This window comes from Microbacterium lacticum, from assembly GCF_006716815.1.
GTDB lineage: Bacteria > Actinomycetota > Actinomycetes > Actinomycetales > Microbacteriaceae > Microbacterium > Microbacterium lacticum.
Genome location: NZ_VFPS01000001.1, coordinates 659,015 through 674,347, shown reverse-complemented (window position 1 = coordinate 674,347; position 15,333 = coordinate 659,015). Strand labels below are relative to the sequence as shown.

The 15,333-nt window shown below is 70.6% G+C and carries 16 protein-coding genes; 2 read left to right on the top strand and 14 right to left on the bottom strand.

Going from position 1 to position 15,333, the window contains the following annotated elements; translation table 11 throughout:
- Nucleotides 1–221 precede the first annotated feature (221 nt).
- Complete coding sequence (locus FHX68_RS15110; RefSeq protein ID WP_170219039.1) at nt 222–395, top strand: hypothetical protein; 174 nt, start codon at nt 222–224, stop codon at nt 393–395.
- Between the two features lie 900 nt (nt 396–1,295).
- Here FHX68_RS15110 and FHX68_RS03220 read toward each other — a convergent pair.
- The 6 genes from FHX68_RS03220 to FHX68_RS03195 all read right to left on the bottom strand — a co-directional run bounded on the left by FHX68_RS03220 (nt 1,296) and on the right by FHX68_RS03195 (nt 9,060).
- Nucleotides 1,296–2,858, bottom strand: coding sequence for a Rieske 2Fe-2S domain-containing protein (locus FHX68_RS03220; RefSeq protein WP_141381269.1), 1,563 nt, complete (start codon nt 2,856–2,858; stop codon nt 1,296–1,298).
- Nucleotides 2,859–2,955: 97 nt separating this feature from the next.
- Nucleotides 2,956–6,282 carry a DEAD/DEAH box helicase gene (locus FHX68_RS03215; RefSeq protein WP_141381270.1) on the bottom strand — a complete coding sequence of 1,109 codons (3,327 nt, stop codon included), beginning with the start codon at nt 6,280–6,282 and terminating at the stop codon, nt 2,956–2,958.
- 160 nt (nt 6,283–6,442) lie between these two features.
- Nucleotides 6,443–6,853 (bottom strand): transcription antitermination factor NusB, encoded by a 411-nt coding sequence (gene nusB, locus FHX68_RS03210; protein WP_141381271.1) that lies wholly within the window; start codon nt 6,851–6,853, stop codon nt 6,443–6,445.
- A gap of 18 nt (nt 6,854–6,871) precedes the next feature.
- On the bottom strand, nt 6,872–7,432 hold the full coding sequence (gene efp / locus FHX68_RS03205) for an elongation factor P (RefSeq protein WP_141381272.1): 561 nt from the start codon (nt 7,430–7,432) through the stop codon (nt 6,872–6,874).
- 97 nt (nt 7,433–7,529) lie between these two features.
- Nucleotides 7,530–8,381: a 3-hydroxyacyl-CoA dehydrogenase gene (locus tag FHX68_RS03200; protein ID WP_141381273.1), complete on the bottom strand. Its 852-nt coding sequence runs from the start codon at nt 8,379–8,381 to the stop codon at nt 7,530–7,532.
- Complete coding sequence (locus FHX68_RS03195; RefSeq protein ID WP_211345040.1) at nt 8,374–9,060, bottom strand: TetR/AcrR family transcriptional regulator; 687 nt, start codon at nt 9,058–9,060, stop codon at nt 8,374–8,376. The genes FHX68_RS03200 and FHX68_RS03195 overlap by 8 nt, the downstream gene beginning before the upstream one ends.
- A gap of 134 nt (nt 9,061–9,194) precedes the next feature.
- On the opposite strand from FHX68_RS03195, the gene FHX68_RS03190 reads away from it, so the two are divergent.
- A complete protein-coding gene (locus FHX68_RS03190) occupies nt 9,195–9,380 on the top strand; it encodes a hypothetical protein (protein ID WP_141381274.1) in 186 nt (61 codons plus the stop codon).
- Nucleotides 9,381–9,536: 156 nt separating this feature from the next.
- Here FHX68_RS03190 and aroQ read toward each other — a convergent pair whose 3' ends face one another.
- The 8 genes from aroQ to aroC all read right to left on the bottom strand — a co-directional run bounded on the left by aroQ (nt 9,537) and on the right by aroC (nt 15,332).
- On the bottom strand, nt 9,537–9,995 hold the full coding sequence (gene aroQ / locus FHX68_RS03185) for a type II 3-dehydroquinate dehydratase (protein WP_141381275.1): 459 nt from the start codon (nt 9,993–9,995) through the stop codon (nt 9,537–9,539).
- A complete protein-coding gene (locus FHX68_RS03180; RefSeq protein ID WP_141381276.1) occupies nt 9,992–10,567 on the bottom strand; it encodes a GNAT family N-acetyltransferase in 576 nt (191 codons plus the stop codon). Before FHX68_RS03180 ends, aroQ begins: the two co-directional genes overlap by 4 nt.
- Nucleotides 10,564–10,689 (bottom strand): hypothetical protein, encoded by a 126-nt coding sequence (locus tag FHX68_RS16110; RefSeq protein ID WP_255314040.1) that lies wholly within the window; start codon nt 10,687–10,689, stop codon nt 10,564–10,566. The genes FHX68_RS03180 and FHX68_RS16110 overlap by 4 nt, the downstream gene beginning before the upstream one ends.
- Nucleotides 10,690–10,825: 136 nt before the next feature.
- Nucleotides 10,826–12,202 (bottom strand): HNH endonuclease signature motif containing protein, encoded by a 1,377-nt coding sequence (locus FHX68_RS03175; RefSeq protein WP_141920036.1) that lies wholly within the window; start codon nt 12,200–12,202, stop codon nt 10,826–10,828.
- 65 nt (nt 12,203–12,267) lie between these two features.
- Complete coding sequence (locus FHX68_RS15105; protein ID WP_170214241.1) at nt 12,268–12,420, bottom strand: hypothetical protein; 153 nt, start codon at nt 12,418–12,420, stop codon at nt 12,268–12,270.
- A gap of 49 nt (nt 12,421–12,469) precedes the next feature.
- Nucleotides 12,470–13,591: a 3-dehydroquinate synthase gene (gene aroB / locus FHX68_RS03170; RefSeq protein ID WP_141380680.1), complete on the bottom strand. Its 1,122-nt coding sequence runs from the start codon at nt 13,589–13,591 to the stop codon at nt 12,470–12,472.
- Nucleotides 13,588–14,124, bottom strand: a complete 537-nt coding sequence (locus FHX68_RS03165) for a shikimate kinase (RefSeq protein WP_141380679.1) — start codon at nt 14,122–14,124, stop codon at nt 13,588–13,590. Before FHX68_RS03165 ends, aroB begins: the two co-directional genes overlap by 4 nt.
- Nucleotides 14,121–15,332, bottom strand: a complete 1,212-nt coding sequence (aroC, locus tag FHX68_RS03160) for a chorismate synthase (RefSeq protein WP_141380678.1) — start codon at nt 15,330–15,332, stop codon at nt 14,121–14,123. The genes FHX68_RS03165 and aroC overlap by 4 nt, the downstream gene beginning before the upstream one ends.
- Nucleotide 15,333 lies beyond the last annotated feature (1 nt).

The window sequence follows — 15,333 nt, the reverse complement described above, 5'->3', positions numbered from 1 at the left end:
ATCTTGATAGCTGTGGTTGGGACTTCCGCTGGCTTCAATGGAGACTTCTGTCTAGGAAATTGATGAACTGCACCCAAGAATTGGATTTCACGATCACGGATAGGTATGGTCGGAACCCAGTCTTCGGGCCGCAGCGGACCCCAATCTTCTAGGAATAGCGGACGGTCCGTTTGGAGGGAATCCGGGGGATATCCGTGTTGCGCATCCGATATTGGGCACTCTTGCTGGGTGTCATCCTGCTCATCAACGCCGTTCTCATCTTTGTGAACGCCGACGGGCAAGTCGAGGGCTATGTGAGCAGTGCGATCTGCTTGCTGGCGGGGATCGCGAACGTAATCTACGCTTTCTGGCGCCGCTCGGCGACGCCGAATCCGTCGGCTTCGCACGGAGACTGATCCGTCCGTGAGCCTTCGACACGACAACACCGATCTCATCGACACGACGGCGCAGGCCGCGGACTCCCGTGAGCGGAGAGTATCGTCAGCGGTCTTCCAGTGGGCGACGGGGGTCGCTCCCGCGTCGGCAGGGCGCGTCGTCCTCTGCTCGAACGTCCCGGCCTCGAGAAGAGCCTGGACTGCGATGGCCGTCTCCCGTCCTAGCTTGAAACGGCGTCCTGTCTCGGCCACGAGCTGATATTCATCATCTCGCCAGATGATGAGATGTCCCGACCGGCGCATGCTGCGGGGAATATCGTTCGCGAAGAGAGCAGGCCCGAAACCCGCGATCGACCAGCGCTCGCCTCCTTGCCCACCTACGATTCGCAGGGCAGCGAGGTAGCGTCGGATCCACGGTCGTGCCGCGAATTGGTCGGCGAGAGCTTCCCCGGCAACCGCGGGCCCGTCGATTCGCATCAGCCGGGCGACGCGTTTCCGGCCAACGTGAACGCCGAGCTCCTCACCGCATCGCCTTTCAAGCCGCCCAATGCGGCTGAACTCGCTCGGGATCGAAGTTCCCGCGCCCCGGACTTCCCGCTGCGATCGTCGCAGACTGCAGGATCGCGCGGATGATCGCATGTTGTCGGTCCAGGGAGTACGTGTCCCATCGTTCCCGGATGATGGTGCCGTTGCCGACCAGGCTGTCCAGCGTGTCCTTCGTCGCCAGCGGCGAACATCTGCGCCACGTCCGTGAGCCGCCGTTGCGCCGAGTCCAGCATCGCAACCGCGTCGGCGTGCCGAGCGTCCGTCTCGTGCCTTCCCTCCAGGGCAGCGGTGACCTCCGGGGTGTCGAGTCGATACAACGCCGCTTCGGTCAGCCACGTCTCAACCGGGACCGCTGAGACAGTGATCACCACGTGCTCAGCGGCCGGCAGAGGCCGTCTCGATGATGCGCGACGCGCGGATCGGATGCCCCGGAGTCGTGAGGCACTGGCCGGTCGCCAGATCCCACTTCCAGTCGTGCAACGCGCAGGTGAGCACGCCGTCCACGATCTTGCCGGTCTTCGTGAGATCGGCGCGCAGGTGCGGGCAACGGCGCTGCACGGTCCACTCGTCGATCTCGGCATCCTCGGTCTGGTCGGACTGCTCCGCGTACCAGTTCTCGACGTACTCGATGCGGTCCCGCGACAGGCACTTCAGGAACGTCGTCAGGAACTCGTTGAACTTGCCCGAGCGCCCGACCTCGAACTGCATCGACAGGAAGATCGAGTTCGACCAGTCGATCTCGTGATCGGCGATGTTCGTCGAGACGAGGTCGGCGGGGATCGTGTACCAGTAGATGCACTCCTCCCCCGCGTACTCGCGCACCTTCGCCTTCGGGAAGTCGACGATCATGTCGAGCTCGCCGATGCGGAAGCGCACGTTGCCGCCGACGCCCGTGCGGATCGTCCGCGCGCGGCGCAGCAGCGGCTCCCACCACTCCTTGATCGCCGCGAGCATCTCGTCCGGCGGCAGGACCTCGGCCCGGCGCGCGATCTCGGCCGTCACCTCGTCCTGGCGGGAGTCGCGCTGGGATGCCAGGTAGTCCCACTTCTCGTCGAAGATGTAGTCGATCTCCTCGGCCGTGTAGAGCGTCTGCGTCACCGTCAGCGCGCCGCCATCGAGGTCGACCTGCGTGCCGGGCACGAACTCGTACCCCTTCTGCGCCGGCCGTTCCTCGCGCATGTGCGCCAGGAACTGCCGCTGATCGGTGAAGATCGAATCGTTCTCGAGGCCGAGCCCGTTGTAGCGGAACAGGTCGTCGCGCAGGAACATCGGCGGCCCCGCCATCGGGAACACGTGCGCGGCATCCACCTTCTCGATGTAGTACATGGCGCGCTTGTTCTGCGCGTCGCGCTTCAGCTGCGCGAAGTTCACCTTCGCATCGTGCGGCAGGTCGTAGACCATCGGCCACCAGATCGCACCCGAGACCTGCGTGAAGTAGGCATCCGGCTTCGAGAACGACAGCAGCTTCTCGAGGTCGAGCGGGTGCGAGTCGTTCTGGTTCAGGATCGACGCGGTGCCGTCGTCGACCGACAGCGACGAGTCGCCGATCGGGCCGTCGCTCGGCGCGCGCAGCGGCGTCACCATGATCTTCAGGCCCCCCGAGTACTCGAGCACCTCGCCCGGCTGCGTGTAGACGATGTTCTCGTAGCCGAGGCCGCGGAGGTCGACCTCGAGGTCGTCGGTCGGATACGCGGGCAGCAGCACGCGGATGTCCTTCGGCACGTAGCGCTCGAGCAGCGCCGGGTCGAAATGATCGCGGTGACGGTGCGAGATGTACAGGAAGTCGGCAGCGCCGAACCGCTCCCAGTCGAGCCCGCGATTGTCGGGGAACGGGAACCACGAGCCGAAGAAGCTCGGGCCGATCACCGGGTCGCAGAGGATGGAGCCCCCCGTCGTCTCGATGAACATGCCGGCGTGGCCGAGGCCTGTGATGCGCATGCGGATCCTTCCCCTTCTCGGGCGTAGAGTCTACGCGGGCGCGCGGGGCGCTCCCTGGCGACCGGCCGGGAAAAGGCGCCCGCCGGTCGGGCATCCGTCAGCCGTCGAGGAGGCCTCGGATGTCGTCGGCGGTGAGGCTCCGCGCCAGCGTGTCGTCGTCGCCGAGCACCGAGCGGAACAGACGCGCCTTGCGCTGCTGCAGGGCGACGACCTTCTCCTCGATCGTGCCCGCCGCGATCATCCGGTAGACGTTGACGGGCCGGGTCTGCCCGATCCGGTGGGTGCGGTCGATCGCCTGCGCCTCCGCGGCGGGATTCCACCACGGGTCGAGCAGGAACACGTAGTCGGCCTCGGTGAGCGTCAGCCCGAACCCACCCGCCTTCAGGCTGATGAGAAAGACCGGCGCCGTGCCCTGCCGGAACGCGTCGATCACCTCCGAGCGGCGGCGCGTCGACCCGTCGAGGTACTCGTAGCCGATGCCGTGGGCGTCGAGGTCGGCGCGCACGAGGTCGAGGTACGACGTGAACTGGCTGAACACGAGCGCCCGGTGCCCCTCCGCGATCAGCTCGCGCAGGCGCTCACGCAGAGCCTCGAGCTTCGACGACGGGATGCCGGGGTCACCGGCATCCACCAGCGCGGGCGCCAGGGCGAGCATGCGCAGGAGCGTCAGCGAGCGGAAGACGATGAAGCGGTTGCTGTCGAGGTCGGTGAGCAGCCGCAGCACCTTCTGCCGCTCGCGCTGCAGCACGGTGTCGTAGATCGCGCGGTGCGCCGGCGTCAGGTCGACGCGCAGCTCCTGCTCCTGCCGGGCGGGCAGGTCGGGGGCGACGAGCTCCTTCGTGCGCCGCAGCACGAACGGGCGCAGCCGCGTGCGCAGTCGCTCGAGGCGCCGTTCGCGGTAGGGCGCACCCTCCTCGTTCTCGGGCACCTTGCCCTGCTCGATGGGCTTGACGTACTCCTCGCGGAAGCGGCGGGGCGAGGCGAACAGCCCGGGGCAGGTGAGCGAGAGGATCGCCCACAGCTCGGTGAGCGAGTTCTCCAGCGGCGTGCCCGTGACGGCGAGCACCATGCTCGCCCGGCGCTCTTTCACCGCACGGTGCAGGCGCGTGCGCGGGTTCTTCACGAACTGCGCCTCGTCGAGCACGACGATCGCCCAGTCGACCGCGGCGAACGCCTGCTCGTCGAGCCGCAGCACGGTGTATGAGGTGACGACGACGTCGGCGTCGCCCGGAATCGGGCCGCCCTTGCCGGTGGTCGTGTCACGGACGGTCACCGCGAGACCGGGCGCGAAGCGGGATGCCTCGTCGCGCCAGGTGCCGAGCACGGAGGTCGGCGCGACGACGAGCACGGGGCGGCGCTCGCCGCCCTCGCGCGCGTGGGCGATGAGGGCGAGCACCTGCAGAGTCTTGCCGAGGCCCATGTCGTCGGCGAGGATGCCGCCGAGGCGGTGCCGCCACCACAGCGCGAGGCGGTCGAGGCCCTCCTGCTGATAGGGGCGCAGTTGTGCATGAAGACCCGCGGGCGGCGGCACCTCGGCCGGCGTGCCGGCGGAGCGGAGCTCGCGGGCGGCGGTGCGCCAGGCGACGGCGGGCACCGTCTCGTCGGCGAGGTCTTCGAAGTCTTCCCAGAGCGGCAGCTGGTAGCGGCTGATGATCGGGCCGGCCTCCCACTCGGCGAGCTCCGCCGCCTCGACGAGCAGATCGCGCAGTCGGTCGAGCGCGGGGTGCGCGAGCGAGAAGTACGACCCGTCGGCGAGCAGCATCTTCTTGTGCCGGAGGACGAGCGCCGTGAACAGGGGCCGGAACGGGATGCTGCGCCCGTCGATCTCGACGAGGAACCCGAGGTCGAACCAGTCCGGGTCATCCGTCTCGACGGTCTTCACCGTGATGCGCGGGTCGCCGAGGAGCTCGCGGTACTCGCGCCGCCGCCCGTGCGTCTCGACGCGCACGCCGGGGGTCTGCTCGAGGGCGACGAGGACGCCCGAGACGAACTCCGCGGCATCCAGTCCGGTGAGCGACGCGGCGGCGGCGAAGGAGAGCTCGGGCGCGCCCTCCCAGGCGCGCTGCACGGCGGCGCGGAGGTCGCTCTCGCGCTCGTCACCCTCGACGTGCGCGCCCCACGGCACACGAGTGACGCCCTCGCGCACCCATTCGAGCCGGTAGTCGACGGTGTCGCGGGCGCCGAATGCGACGGTCGCGACGAGCACGGTCGGCTCGGGCTCGGGCAGCACGAGCCCGGGAGGCAGGAGCACCGGACCGCTCCGCCGCAGACGCGGGTAGGCCTCCCGGGCGAACGCGGCGGTGTCGGCCTCGGGCACCTCGATGCCGCCGCCCGCATCGAGCAGGGCGCGGACGCCGTCGCCGAGGGCAACGGGCGCGAGAGTGAGACGGATGCCGGTGCCGTCAGCCTCGGCGAGGTAGAGCCCGGTCGCCCCCACCGGCCGCACCGCCGTCGGGTCGACGATCTCGCCGTCGACGGTGATTTCGGGGCGGAGGCGCAGGCCGCCCTCCGCCGACGGGGTGACCCGCACGGCGGTGGTCGCGGCATCGGCGATCCGCACCGTCTGCTTCTTCGCGGCCGAGACGAGGGCGACGCCGTCGTCCGCCGCCGCGCGCAGGTGGCTCCAGAGGAGCCCGGAGGTGGCGGTGTCGAGGCTCAGCCAGTCGGAGTCGTCGCGGAGCCCGGTCAGCAGCCGCGCGTCGTGGGCGATGCCGTAGAGCTCGATGAGCCAGCGGCGCTGGGCGGCGCGGAATCGTCCGGCATCGCGGCGGAGGAGATCCCAGGACACCTCCGCGCGCACCCAGGCGCCGGTCGTGCGGCTGCGGGTCAGCGGGCGGAGCCCCACGCTCAGCTCGGCGCGCTCGTCCTGCAGGTCGGCGACGGTCGCGGGCCGCATGCGACGGGGACCCCAGTGCGCGACCGCGGCCGATTCGCGAAGGCGAAGTTCGACACCGAGGGCGAGGTCGAGGGCGTTCTGGCGCGCGGGCGGCAGGAGCACGGACCGCCACGTCGGGGCACCACGGTCCGGGGCGGCGCCGAGTGGGAGGGCCGGCTGGACGGCGAGGGCGGGCTCCGCGGAGGAGGCGACCTGCGGCGGAACGGGCGCGGCGGCGGCGAGGTGGACCGCTCCGACGGTTTCGGCGTTGCTGCGCAGGAGCGTCGCGATGACGTGCTTGCACTCGCTCTGCATCGGGCACGAGCAGCGGCTCGCCGCGACGCGCACCGCGCCCTCGGTGACGAGGGAGATCGAGGTGCGGTAGAGCTCGCGCCCCGACCCGGCGACGAGCCCCGAGATCGTGCGGCGCGGGGCATCCCACACGACCCGGCGCACCGCGCCGTCCCGCGCGTACGCGACGCCGCGGTCGTACGCATACCCGAAGGCCGCGGCGCGCACGGCGGCGTCGGGCACGAGGGGCGCGGTCATGGCATCCATCCTGCCTCGCCCCTCCGACACACGCGGCACGCGGGACACGCGGGGCACGCAGGACTCACGGCACACGCGAGACGCGCACCCGACGGGCGCACGAGCTGACACCCTCGCTGCGCCGGCGGACGCCGCGGGGTGTCGCCGAGCGGGGTCCGGCTCAGCCGGCGCGGGCGATGCGGGCGAGCACGCCGTGCACGAACGAGCCCGAGTCGTCGGTGGAGAACTCCTTGGCGAGTTCGACCGCCTCGTCGATCGCGACCGCGGTGGGCACCTCGTCGTTGTGCAGCAGCTCCCACACGCCGATCCGCAGGATCGCGCGGTCGACGGCGGGCATGCGCTCGAGCTTCCAGTCGCGGGCGTTCGTGACGATCTGCTCGTCGATCTCGTCGCGCGCGTCGATGACGCCGTCGACGATCTCGCGCGCGTACAGCCACGAGGCTTCGCGCGCGGGCTCGGCGGCGGCGCGTTTCGCCTCGGCGGCGAGTGTCACCGCGAGGTCGTCACCGCGCACGTCCGACTGGTAGAGGATGTCGAGGGCGCGTTTGCGCGCCTTGGAACGGGCACTCATGGGTGATCGCGCCCCGGATCAGTTGACGCGGCCGAGGTAGTCGCCCGTGCGGGTGTCGACCTTGACCTTCGTGCCCTGCTCGACGAAGAGCGGCACCTGGATCTCGTAACCGGTCTCGACGGTCGCCGGCTTCGTGCCCGCCGACGAGCGGTCGCCCTGCAGGCCCGGCTCGGTGTAGGTGATCTCGAGCACGACCGAGGCGGGCATCTCGACGTAGAGCGGGTTCTCGTTGTTGAGCGCGATCTGCACCTGTTGGTTTTCGAGCAGGAAGTTCGCGGCGTCGCCGACGGTCGCCGCGCCCACCGAGAGCTGGTCGTAGTTGTCGACGTCCATGAACACGAAGCTGTCGCCGTCGTTGTACAGGTAGGTGAAGTCGCGGCGGTCGACGTTCTCGATCTCGACCTTCGCGCCGGCGTTGAACGTGCGGTCGACGACCTTGCCGGTGAGCACGTTCTTCAGCTTGGTGCGCACGAACGCGCCGCCCTTGCCGGGCTTGACGTGCTGGAACTCCACGACGCTCCAGAGCTGCCCGTCGATGGAGAGGACGACGCCGTTGCGGATGTCTGCGGTGGATGCCATAAGTGTGGAGTTCCGTTCGTGAGGTTCGAGGAGGCGGCGTGCACGCGGGCAGGCGGCCGACAGTAGATCTTAGCCCACCCGCTGCACCGCGCTCCGATCAGGCGTAGGAGTAGAAGCCCTCGCCGGTGGCGACGCCCATCTTGCCCTTGTCGATGTAGTTCTCCTTGAGCCAGGCGGCGATCTCGAGATCACCCTCCGGGCCGTGGGTCAGGATGTTGTACGGGGTGTTCAGTCCGATGACGTCGAGGATCTGGAACGGTCCGAGCGGCGCTCCGGTCGCGATGCGCCACGTCCAGTCGATGTCCTCGACCTCGGCGTAGCCGCCGGCGGCGAGCCCCATCGCCTCGTTCAGCAGCGGCACGAGCAGGGTGTTGAGCACGTAGCCGGCCTTCTCCTTGTGGATCGGGATCGGCACCATGCCGATGTCACCGGCGAAGCGGACGACCTGGTCGAACACCTCGGGCGTGGTCTCCGGGGTGCCCATGATCTCGGCGGTGTTGAACTTCCACACCCGGTTGGCGAAGTGCAGCGCCAGGAAGCGGTCGGGCCGGCCGGTCGAGGCCGCCAGGTCGCTCGGCAGGAGCGTGGACGAGTTGGTCGCGAAGATCGTGTGCTCGGGGGCGAGCTTTCCGAGCTTCTCGTAGGTCGAGCGCTTGAGGTCGGCGATCTCCGGGATCGCCTCGATGACGAGGTCGGCCTGCGCGGCCTCGGCGAGATCGGAGGTGGTGGTGATGCGGGCCAGCGCCTCGTCCGCGCGGCCGCGGGCCCCGCCCGGCACCTCGACCCGGTAGGTCGCGACGAGCCGCGAGAACCGCTCCTTCGCCGCGTCGAGCGCCGCGTCGTCGATGTCGTACGCGATCACCGGGAAGCCGTTGTAGGCGGTCTGGAACGCGATCTGCGAGCCGAGAACGCCCGTGCCGAGCACGGCGACGGTGGTGATGTCACTCATGGTCTTCTCCTACTGGCGGTGTGCCGCCTTCGTGTTCACTTTCGTGCCGTCGCGGCGGGGTGGCCGCGTGCGTGTGGGCCTCGGTCCGCGCGCCGGCGATGATCTGCGCGATCTGCGCGCGCAGTCCGGCGGCGTCGTGGCCGAGCCCGAGGCTCGGCTGGACGAGGAAGATATGCGTCGCTGCGAAGATCGAGCGCGCGGCGACGCGAGCGGGGACGCCGGCAGCGTACGGCTCGATGGCCTCGGCGATGCGCGCCTCGAGGTCGTCGATGACGCACAGGCCCTCGCGGCGATAGCGGCCGATGCCGCTCGCGCCCCGGTCGCCGAACAGGAGCTCGCGCTGGTAGATCGCCGTGTCAACCGGTGTGCGAGCGGCCGACTGCAGGAGCGGCTCCAGGAGCGCTGTGACCGCGTCGACGGGGTCGGTGCAGGATGCCGCGGTCCGCGCGCCCTCGTCGACGGCGGCCGCGATGCGCTCGTTGAACACGGCGAGCAGCAGTTCGGCCTTGCTGTCGGCGTACCGGAACACCGTGCCGGCGGCGACGTCGGCGCGCTCGGCGATCTGCTGAGTGGTGACGCCGGCGTAGCCGTGCTCGTCGAACAGGTCGGCGGCCGCGCTCAGGATGCGCCGACTCTTGTCGGCCATGTTGCGCTCGCGCCGGGAAGTCGATGCGCTCACATAATGATTGTACTCATTATTGAGCGCACTCAGTCTGTTCTGGGTGCCTCGCGGTCAGGGCATCACGGCGGCGCTGAGATCGGATTCGCGGTACCAGGTGGCGACGTATGGCGGGTTCTGCGTGGCGAATCTCGGTGGGCGCCGGTGACGCCGTGGCGGAGTGCGTCGGCGAGGCGGACGCCGGCGAGGCGGACGCCGACGATGCGGGCGGCGCGCTCGACGAAGCGGCGAGGGTGTCGGTGCCGGAGGCGCAGGCGGCGAGGGTCAGGGTGACGACGAGGGCCGCCAGGGCGGCGAAGGGTGCGGAGACGGAGGAATGACGAGTGCGCATGGCGGCGACGGTACTCGCGCGCCGCGCGCGGCCGTTACTCCCTTGCGCAAGGCTCGGGTCGGTGCGACGCGCAGGGCGATGGCGCGCGCTTCGGGGGTGCGGCGCGGCGTTGCCGGGGCGGCGGGCGGGGTGGGGCTCTGAGCGATCAGCCCTCGGCGCTGCCCGAGATGACGTCGAGGAGGAGGGTGGTCGCGCGGGCGTAGCCGGCGACGCCCTCGCCGGTGACGTGCACGACCGCGACGTCGGCGACGTAGGAGTGGTGACGGAACTTCTCGCGCTCGGCGACGTTGGAGATGTGCACTTCGGCGACCGGCAGCGCGACGCCGGCCAGTGCGTCGCGGAGCACTACCGAGGTGTGGGTGAGGCCGCCGGGGTTGATGACGATGCCCGCGCACGTGGTGCGGGCGTCGTGGATCGCGTCGAGGAGCACGCCCTCGTGGTTGCTCTGTACGGCGGTGACCTCGACCCCGCGCGCGGCGGCGGCATCCGTGACGATCCGCTCGACGTCGGCGAGCGTCTCGTGGCCGTAGATCTCGGGTTCGCGGATGCCGAGGAGGTTCAGGTTCGGCCCGTTGACGAGCAGCAGGCGGCGCGGAGTGCTCACGCGCCCACCCTAGCGTCGAGCGCGCGGCGCATCTCGATGTGGCGCCCGATCGCACTCGGGACCGTGACGCCGGTCGGCGCGAAGCCAAGGCGTCGGTACGCGCGTTGCGCGCGCTCGTTCTCGGGGTGGACGTCGAGGGTGAGCGCCGATGCACCGCGCAGCGCTGCGAACTCCGCCGCGGCTTCGAAGAGTGAATCGAGGATGCCCACGCCGCGGTGCCGAGGATGGACGTAGACCGCAACCACGTCGGCCCGTCCGGCGCACACGGAGGGCATCTCACCCGCGCTCTCCGCGTGGCGGCCGGGCTCCGCATCGCCGTCTTCGCGCAGCAGCACGGCCGCCGTGCCAACCCAGTCGGACCCGGCAATCGCGACGAACTGCGCGGCGTTCTCGCCGATCGCCGAGCCTGCGGCGCGCTCCTGCCAGAACGCGTCCGTGCGGGCTCGCTCCTGCTCGAGGGTCGTCAGGAACGCGATCTCCGCGACGGGATCTGCGAGTGCCTGGAGGCGAAGTGCGCGGATCTCGCGCCACTCCTGCACGCGCACGCGCCGCACGACCGGGCCGTCGCTCACGCCCGCGCCTTCCGGCCGTGCGCGCGGGAGGCGATGCCCTTCGCGTTCCGAGTGCGCGCGCGGTGATGCTCCGCGGCGCACGGCTCGTTGACGATCAACTGGCAGGGCGGATAGCTGCTCACGGCCCAACCCTAACGTCGGGCTCGCCTGAACTCCCCGGCTCGCTCCTCGGGTCAGATCGACAAACGCTCGCTACTCGGCGCGGCTGCACTCCGGGCTCGCCCGTCAGTCGAGTCGACCCGAGAATCGAGCGAAGTGTCAGAACGGTGGTGGTTCGTCGACCGCGGTGGTGCCGATGGATGCCGGGGTGAACGAGACGGGTGGTGCGGGGGCGTCTTCGCGGTAGATCCGTCCGGTGGGTGAAGTCCATTCGAGGACCCCGCCGGGGAGTTGCCTCACCTTCCAGCGGGTGAACTGCTTCATCGAATGATGCCGCTGACACAGGTGTGCCAGGTTCCACAGCGCGGTGGGTCCGCCCTTGGCGGCGTCGATGGTGTGGTCGATCTCGCACCGGATCGCCGCACGCCGACACCCGGGGAACCGGCAATGCTGATCCCGCGCCCGCAAGAACCGGCGCTGCGGCCACGGCGTCCGATACCGATCCACCGCCAACACAGTCCCCTCCACCGGGTCGGTCAGAACCCGCGCCCACGAATGCGTGTCCCCCGCGAGGCAACGCGCCGTCTCCGCATCGATCGGGGAACGGCCGACCAGATCCGCCGGACCGTCATCGACACCGAGAAGAGTGAGAGCGGGGACGATGACCTGCACCTGCGCACGAATCGCACCCAGCGACCCCTCCCCGTCACCCGACGCGGTGGGATCGAGTGCCGGCGCCCCGGCAAGCAACAGATCGGAGAACACGTCGGCGCGGACCTGATCGATCCGACGCCGATCAGGCTCGGCGTCACCCGCGCTGGCCGCGTCACCCGCACCTCGTGCGCCGAACGCACTGCCCGCGTTCCCGGGCTCGCGCGCATCGACGATGATCTGCGCCTGCTGGGTGAGCCGGTCGAGGATCCCATCGGCGATCACCGTCGGCAGCGTTGCGATCAGATCCGACATGCCCGCCGCCCCGGGCACGACCCGCACCCGCCGCTCCGCCGCCGCATCCCGGTGCCGGTCGGTGAACGACCGCTCCGCGAACCTCTCGGCGAGGATCTCCACCTCCGACCGCACCCGATTCGGCGTATCCCGCTCACACCGGCTGATCGCCGCAGCCTCGAACTCGGCCCGCCGCTCGGGCGACGCGTCGACCAGCACCGACCCCGCATCCGTGATCACCCGGACATGTCCGCGCGTGATCCGACCGGTCTCCCAGGCGACGAGGGTCGCCGGGTAATGCTCGACCAGGTCGCGGGCCTCGTCGATCCGGGACTGCACGGTCCGATCCGTCACCCGCAACACCCCACCGAGCTCGGCCGCCACCGACCGCAACGCCATGTCGTGCGCGCGCACCACCGCCGGCGATCCGGCGGCCTGCCGCGCGGCGAGTTGCCCCGCCGCCGCGAGCGCACGCACCTCCGCGACCTGCCCGGCCCGCACCACCGCAGCCGCCCCCTCGACCTCACCCACGATCGACGCCAAAGCGGCGACGTCTGCGTCGCTGCCCATCGACCCCGAATACTCGTCCATATCTTCGAGTGTATGAAGGGGGTCAGACATCGAGGGGCGTCGCGCAGGCCCAGCGACGAGCGGCCTCAGGACTGGTCGACAGCTGAGCCCGCGCGGTTCGCCTTCACCAACGAGATCGCGACGGTCCCGAAGAGGAGCACGACCACCGCCACGGTGAAGCCGATCGCGACCGCGCCGCCGGTGACCAAGTCAAGAAGCCCCGCGATCGCGACGAGCACCGACCAATGAGCGAGACACCCCGCGCACCAGCGCCCGCAAACAGACCCGTCAGTCCGCGATTTCCTGATACGCGGCGAACAGCAGCGACTCGTCGGGCGCCTGCAGCACCGTCGGCTTGCCGATCTCGTCGAGCACGATGAAGCGCAGCATCGAGCCGCGAGTCTTCTTGTCGCGCTGCATCGTCGCGAGCAGCTGCCGGAAGGCCCCGGCGCGGTAACTCGTCGGCAGCCCCAGCAGCTCCAGGATGTCGCGGTGGCGCTGCGCCGCGGCATCCGAGAGCCGTCCAGCCAGACGCGAGAGCTCCGCGGCGAACATCATGCCGACATAGATGGCCGCACCGTGCCGCCACTGATAGCGCTCGGCGTGCTCGATCGCGTGCCCGAGCGTGTGCCCGTAGTTCAACACCTCGCGCAACCCCGCTTCGCGGAGGTCCTCGCCGACGACGCGCGCCTTCATCTGGATCGCCAGCTCGATGCACCGACGGAACGCGGCGCTCTGCGGGTCGACCGCGGCTTCGGGGTCGGCCTCGATCAGATCGAGGATCTCGGGGTACCAGATGAACCCGGCCTTCACGACCTCGGCGAACCCGGCGACCCGCTCGTTGCGGCTCAGCGTGTCGAGCAGCGCGAGGTCGCAGATCACCGCGCGCGGCGGCCAGAACGCCCCCACGAGGTTCTTGCCCTCGTTCGTGTTGATGCCGGTCTTGCCGCCGACCGCGGCATCCACCATGCCGAGCACCGTCGTCGGCACCTGCACGACGGCGACGCCGCGCAGCCACGTGGCGGCGACGAAACCGGCGAGGTCGGTCACCGCTCCCCCGCCGAAGCCGACGACGACGTCGGTCCGCGTGAAATCGGCCTGCCCCATCACCTGCCAGCAGAACGCGGCGACCTCGACGCGCTTGCCCGACTCGGCGTCGGGGATCTCAGCGAGCAACACCTGACGCTCCCCCGACTCCTGCAGCAGCGTGCGCAGCTCCGCCGCCTGCGCGGCGAGGGTCGGCGGGTGCACGACGAGCACCTTGCGGGATGCCTCGGGCAGTGCCTCCCCCACGAGCGGCAGGATGCCTCGGCCGATCGTGATGTCGTACGGCTGGTCGCCGGCGACGGAGATGACGGTGGTCTCGCCGGACTGCTCGGGAGGCGTGGATGCGGGGGTCGGAGTGGTCATGCGGTCTCTTCCGTGGATGCCGGGGCGGACTCCTCGGCCCGCGCCCAGGCGACGATGGTCGCGACGACGTCGGACAGGGGTCCGGTCGAGGTGTCGAGGGCGAAGTCGGCGACGTCTTCGTAGACGCCGCGCCGCTCTTCGTAGATGCGGGTCCAGCGCGCGATGGGGTCCTCGCCGGCGAGCAGCGGACGTCCCCCGCCGCCGATGCGCGATCCCACGGTGTGCGGCTGCACCGTCAGCAGCACGACGCGGTGCGCCCGCAGCCGCTCGCGGGTCTCGAGATCGAGCACGGCGCCGCCGCCGAGCGCGACGACGCCGCCCCGCCCGAGAGCCTCGGCCACGGCGTCGCGTTCGAGCGCGCGGAAATGCTCTTCACCGTGCCGTTCGAACAGGTCGGGGATCGGCCCGTGGTCGCGCGCGACGATCTTGTCGGTGTCCGCGAAGGGCACCTCGAGCGCGCGAGCGACCCGCCGCCCGACGCTCGTCTTGCCGGCCCCCATCGGGCCGATCAGCACGATCGCCCGCGCGCTCATGCGAGCGCGGCGTCGCTGTCCGCCGCCGTCTGCAGCTCCTCGGGAATGGCCGCGAGGAAGCTCTCGAGGTTCCGGCGCGTCTCGATAAGCGCATCGCCGCCGAACTTCTCCAGCACCGCCTCGGCGAGCACGATCGCGACCATCGCCTCGGCCACGACACCCGCGGCGGGCACCGCGCACACGTCGGAGCGCTGGTGGTGCGCGGTCGCCGCCTCGCCGGTCGAGACATCGATCGTGCGGAGGGCGTGCGGCACGGTCGCGATCGGCTTCATGCCCGCCCGCACGCGCAAGACGGTGCCGGTGGACATGCCGCCCTCGGTGCCGCCGGCGCGGTCGGAGGCGCGGGTGATGCCGCCGTCCGCGGCGAACAGCTCGTCGTGCGCGGCGGAGCCGCGGCGACGGGTGGTCTCGAAGCCGTCGCCGACCTCGACGCCCTTGATCGCCTGGATCGACATCAGCGCCTGCGCGAGGCGCCCGTCGAGCCGCCGGTCCCACTGCACGTGTGATCCGAGCCCGGGCGGCACGCCGTAGGCCAGCACCTCGACGATCCCGCCGAGCGTGTCGCCGTCCTTCTTCGCGTCGTCGACTTCGGCGACCATCGCCGCGGAGGTCGCGGCGTCGAAGCAGCGCAGCGGATCGGCATCCAGTGCGTCGACGTCGTCGGGGGTCGGCAGAGCGGCGCCGTCGGGCACCCGCACCGGTCCGATCGAGAGGGTGTGGCTCACGAGGCGGATGCCCAGCTCGCCGAGGAACGACCGGGCGATCGCGCCGAGGGCGACCCGGGCCGCCGTCTCGCGGGCGCTCGCGCGCTCGAGGATCGGCCGCGCCTCGTCGAATCCGTACTTCTGCATGCCGACGAGGTCGGCGTGCCCCGGCCGAGGCCGGGTGAGCGCAGCGCCCCGCCCGCGGGAGCGGTCAGTGAGCTCGACGGGCTCGGCGCTCATCACCTCGGTCCACTTGGGCCATTCGGTGTTGCCGACGCGAAGCGCGATGGGGCTGCCGATCGACAGTCCGTGGCGCACACCGGCCGAGATCGTCAGCTCGTCCTCTTCGAACTTCATCCGCGACCCGCGGCCGTAGCCGAGCTTGCGGCGGGCGAGGTCCTGCTGGATGGCGGCGCGCGAGATCGGCACGCCGGCCGGCAGGCCCTCCATGAAGGCGACGAGTTCGGGGCCGTGCGATTCGCCGGCCGTGAGCACGCGGAGCATC

Excerpts from the sequence above, each read along its gene's own strand:
- aroB (WP_141380680.1), bottom strand. The coding sequence starts at position 13,591 with ATGACCACTCCGACCCCCGCATCCACGCCTCCCGAGCAGTCCGGCGAG.
- efp (WP_141381272.1), bottom strand. The coding sequence starts at position 7,432 with ATGGCATCCACCGCAGACATCCGCAACGGCGTCGTCCTCTCCATCGAC.
- FHX68_RS03220 (WP_141381269.1), bottom strand. The coding sequence starts at position 2,858 with ATGCGCATCACAGGCCTCGGCCACGCCGGCATGTTCATCGAGACGACG.
- aroC (WP_141380678.1), bottom strand. The coding sequence starts at position 15,332 with ATGCTCCGCGTGCTCACGGCCGGCGAATCGCACGGCCCCGAACTCGTC.
- FHX68_RS03215 (WP_141381270.1), bottom strand. The coding sequence starts at position 6,282 with ATGACCGCGCCCCTCGTGCCCGACGCCGCCGTGCGCGCCGCGGCCTTC.
- FHX68_RS03200 (WP_141381273.1), bottom strand. The coding sequence starts at position 8,381 with ATGAGTGACATCACCACCGTCGCCGTGCTCGGCACGGGCGTTCTCGGC.
- FHX68_RS03175 (WP_141920036.1), bottom strand. The coding sequence starts at position 12,202 with ATGGACGAGTATTCGGGGTCGATGGGCAGCGACGCAGACGTCGCCGCT.
- nusB (WP_141381271.1), bottom strand. The coding sequence starts at position 6,853 with ATGAGTGCCCGTTCCAAGGCGCGCAAACGCGCCCTCGACATCCTCTAC.
- FHX68_RS03165 (WP_141380679.1), bottom strand. The coding sequence starts at position 14,124 with ATGAGCGCGCGGGCGATCGTGCTGATCGGCCCGATGGGGGCCGGCAAG.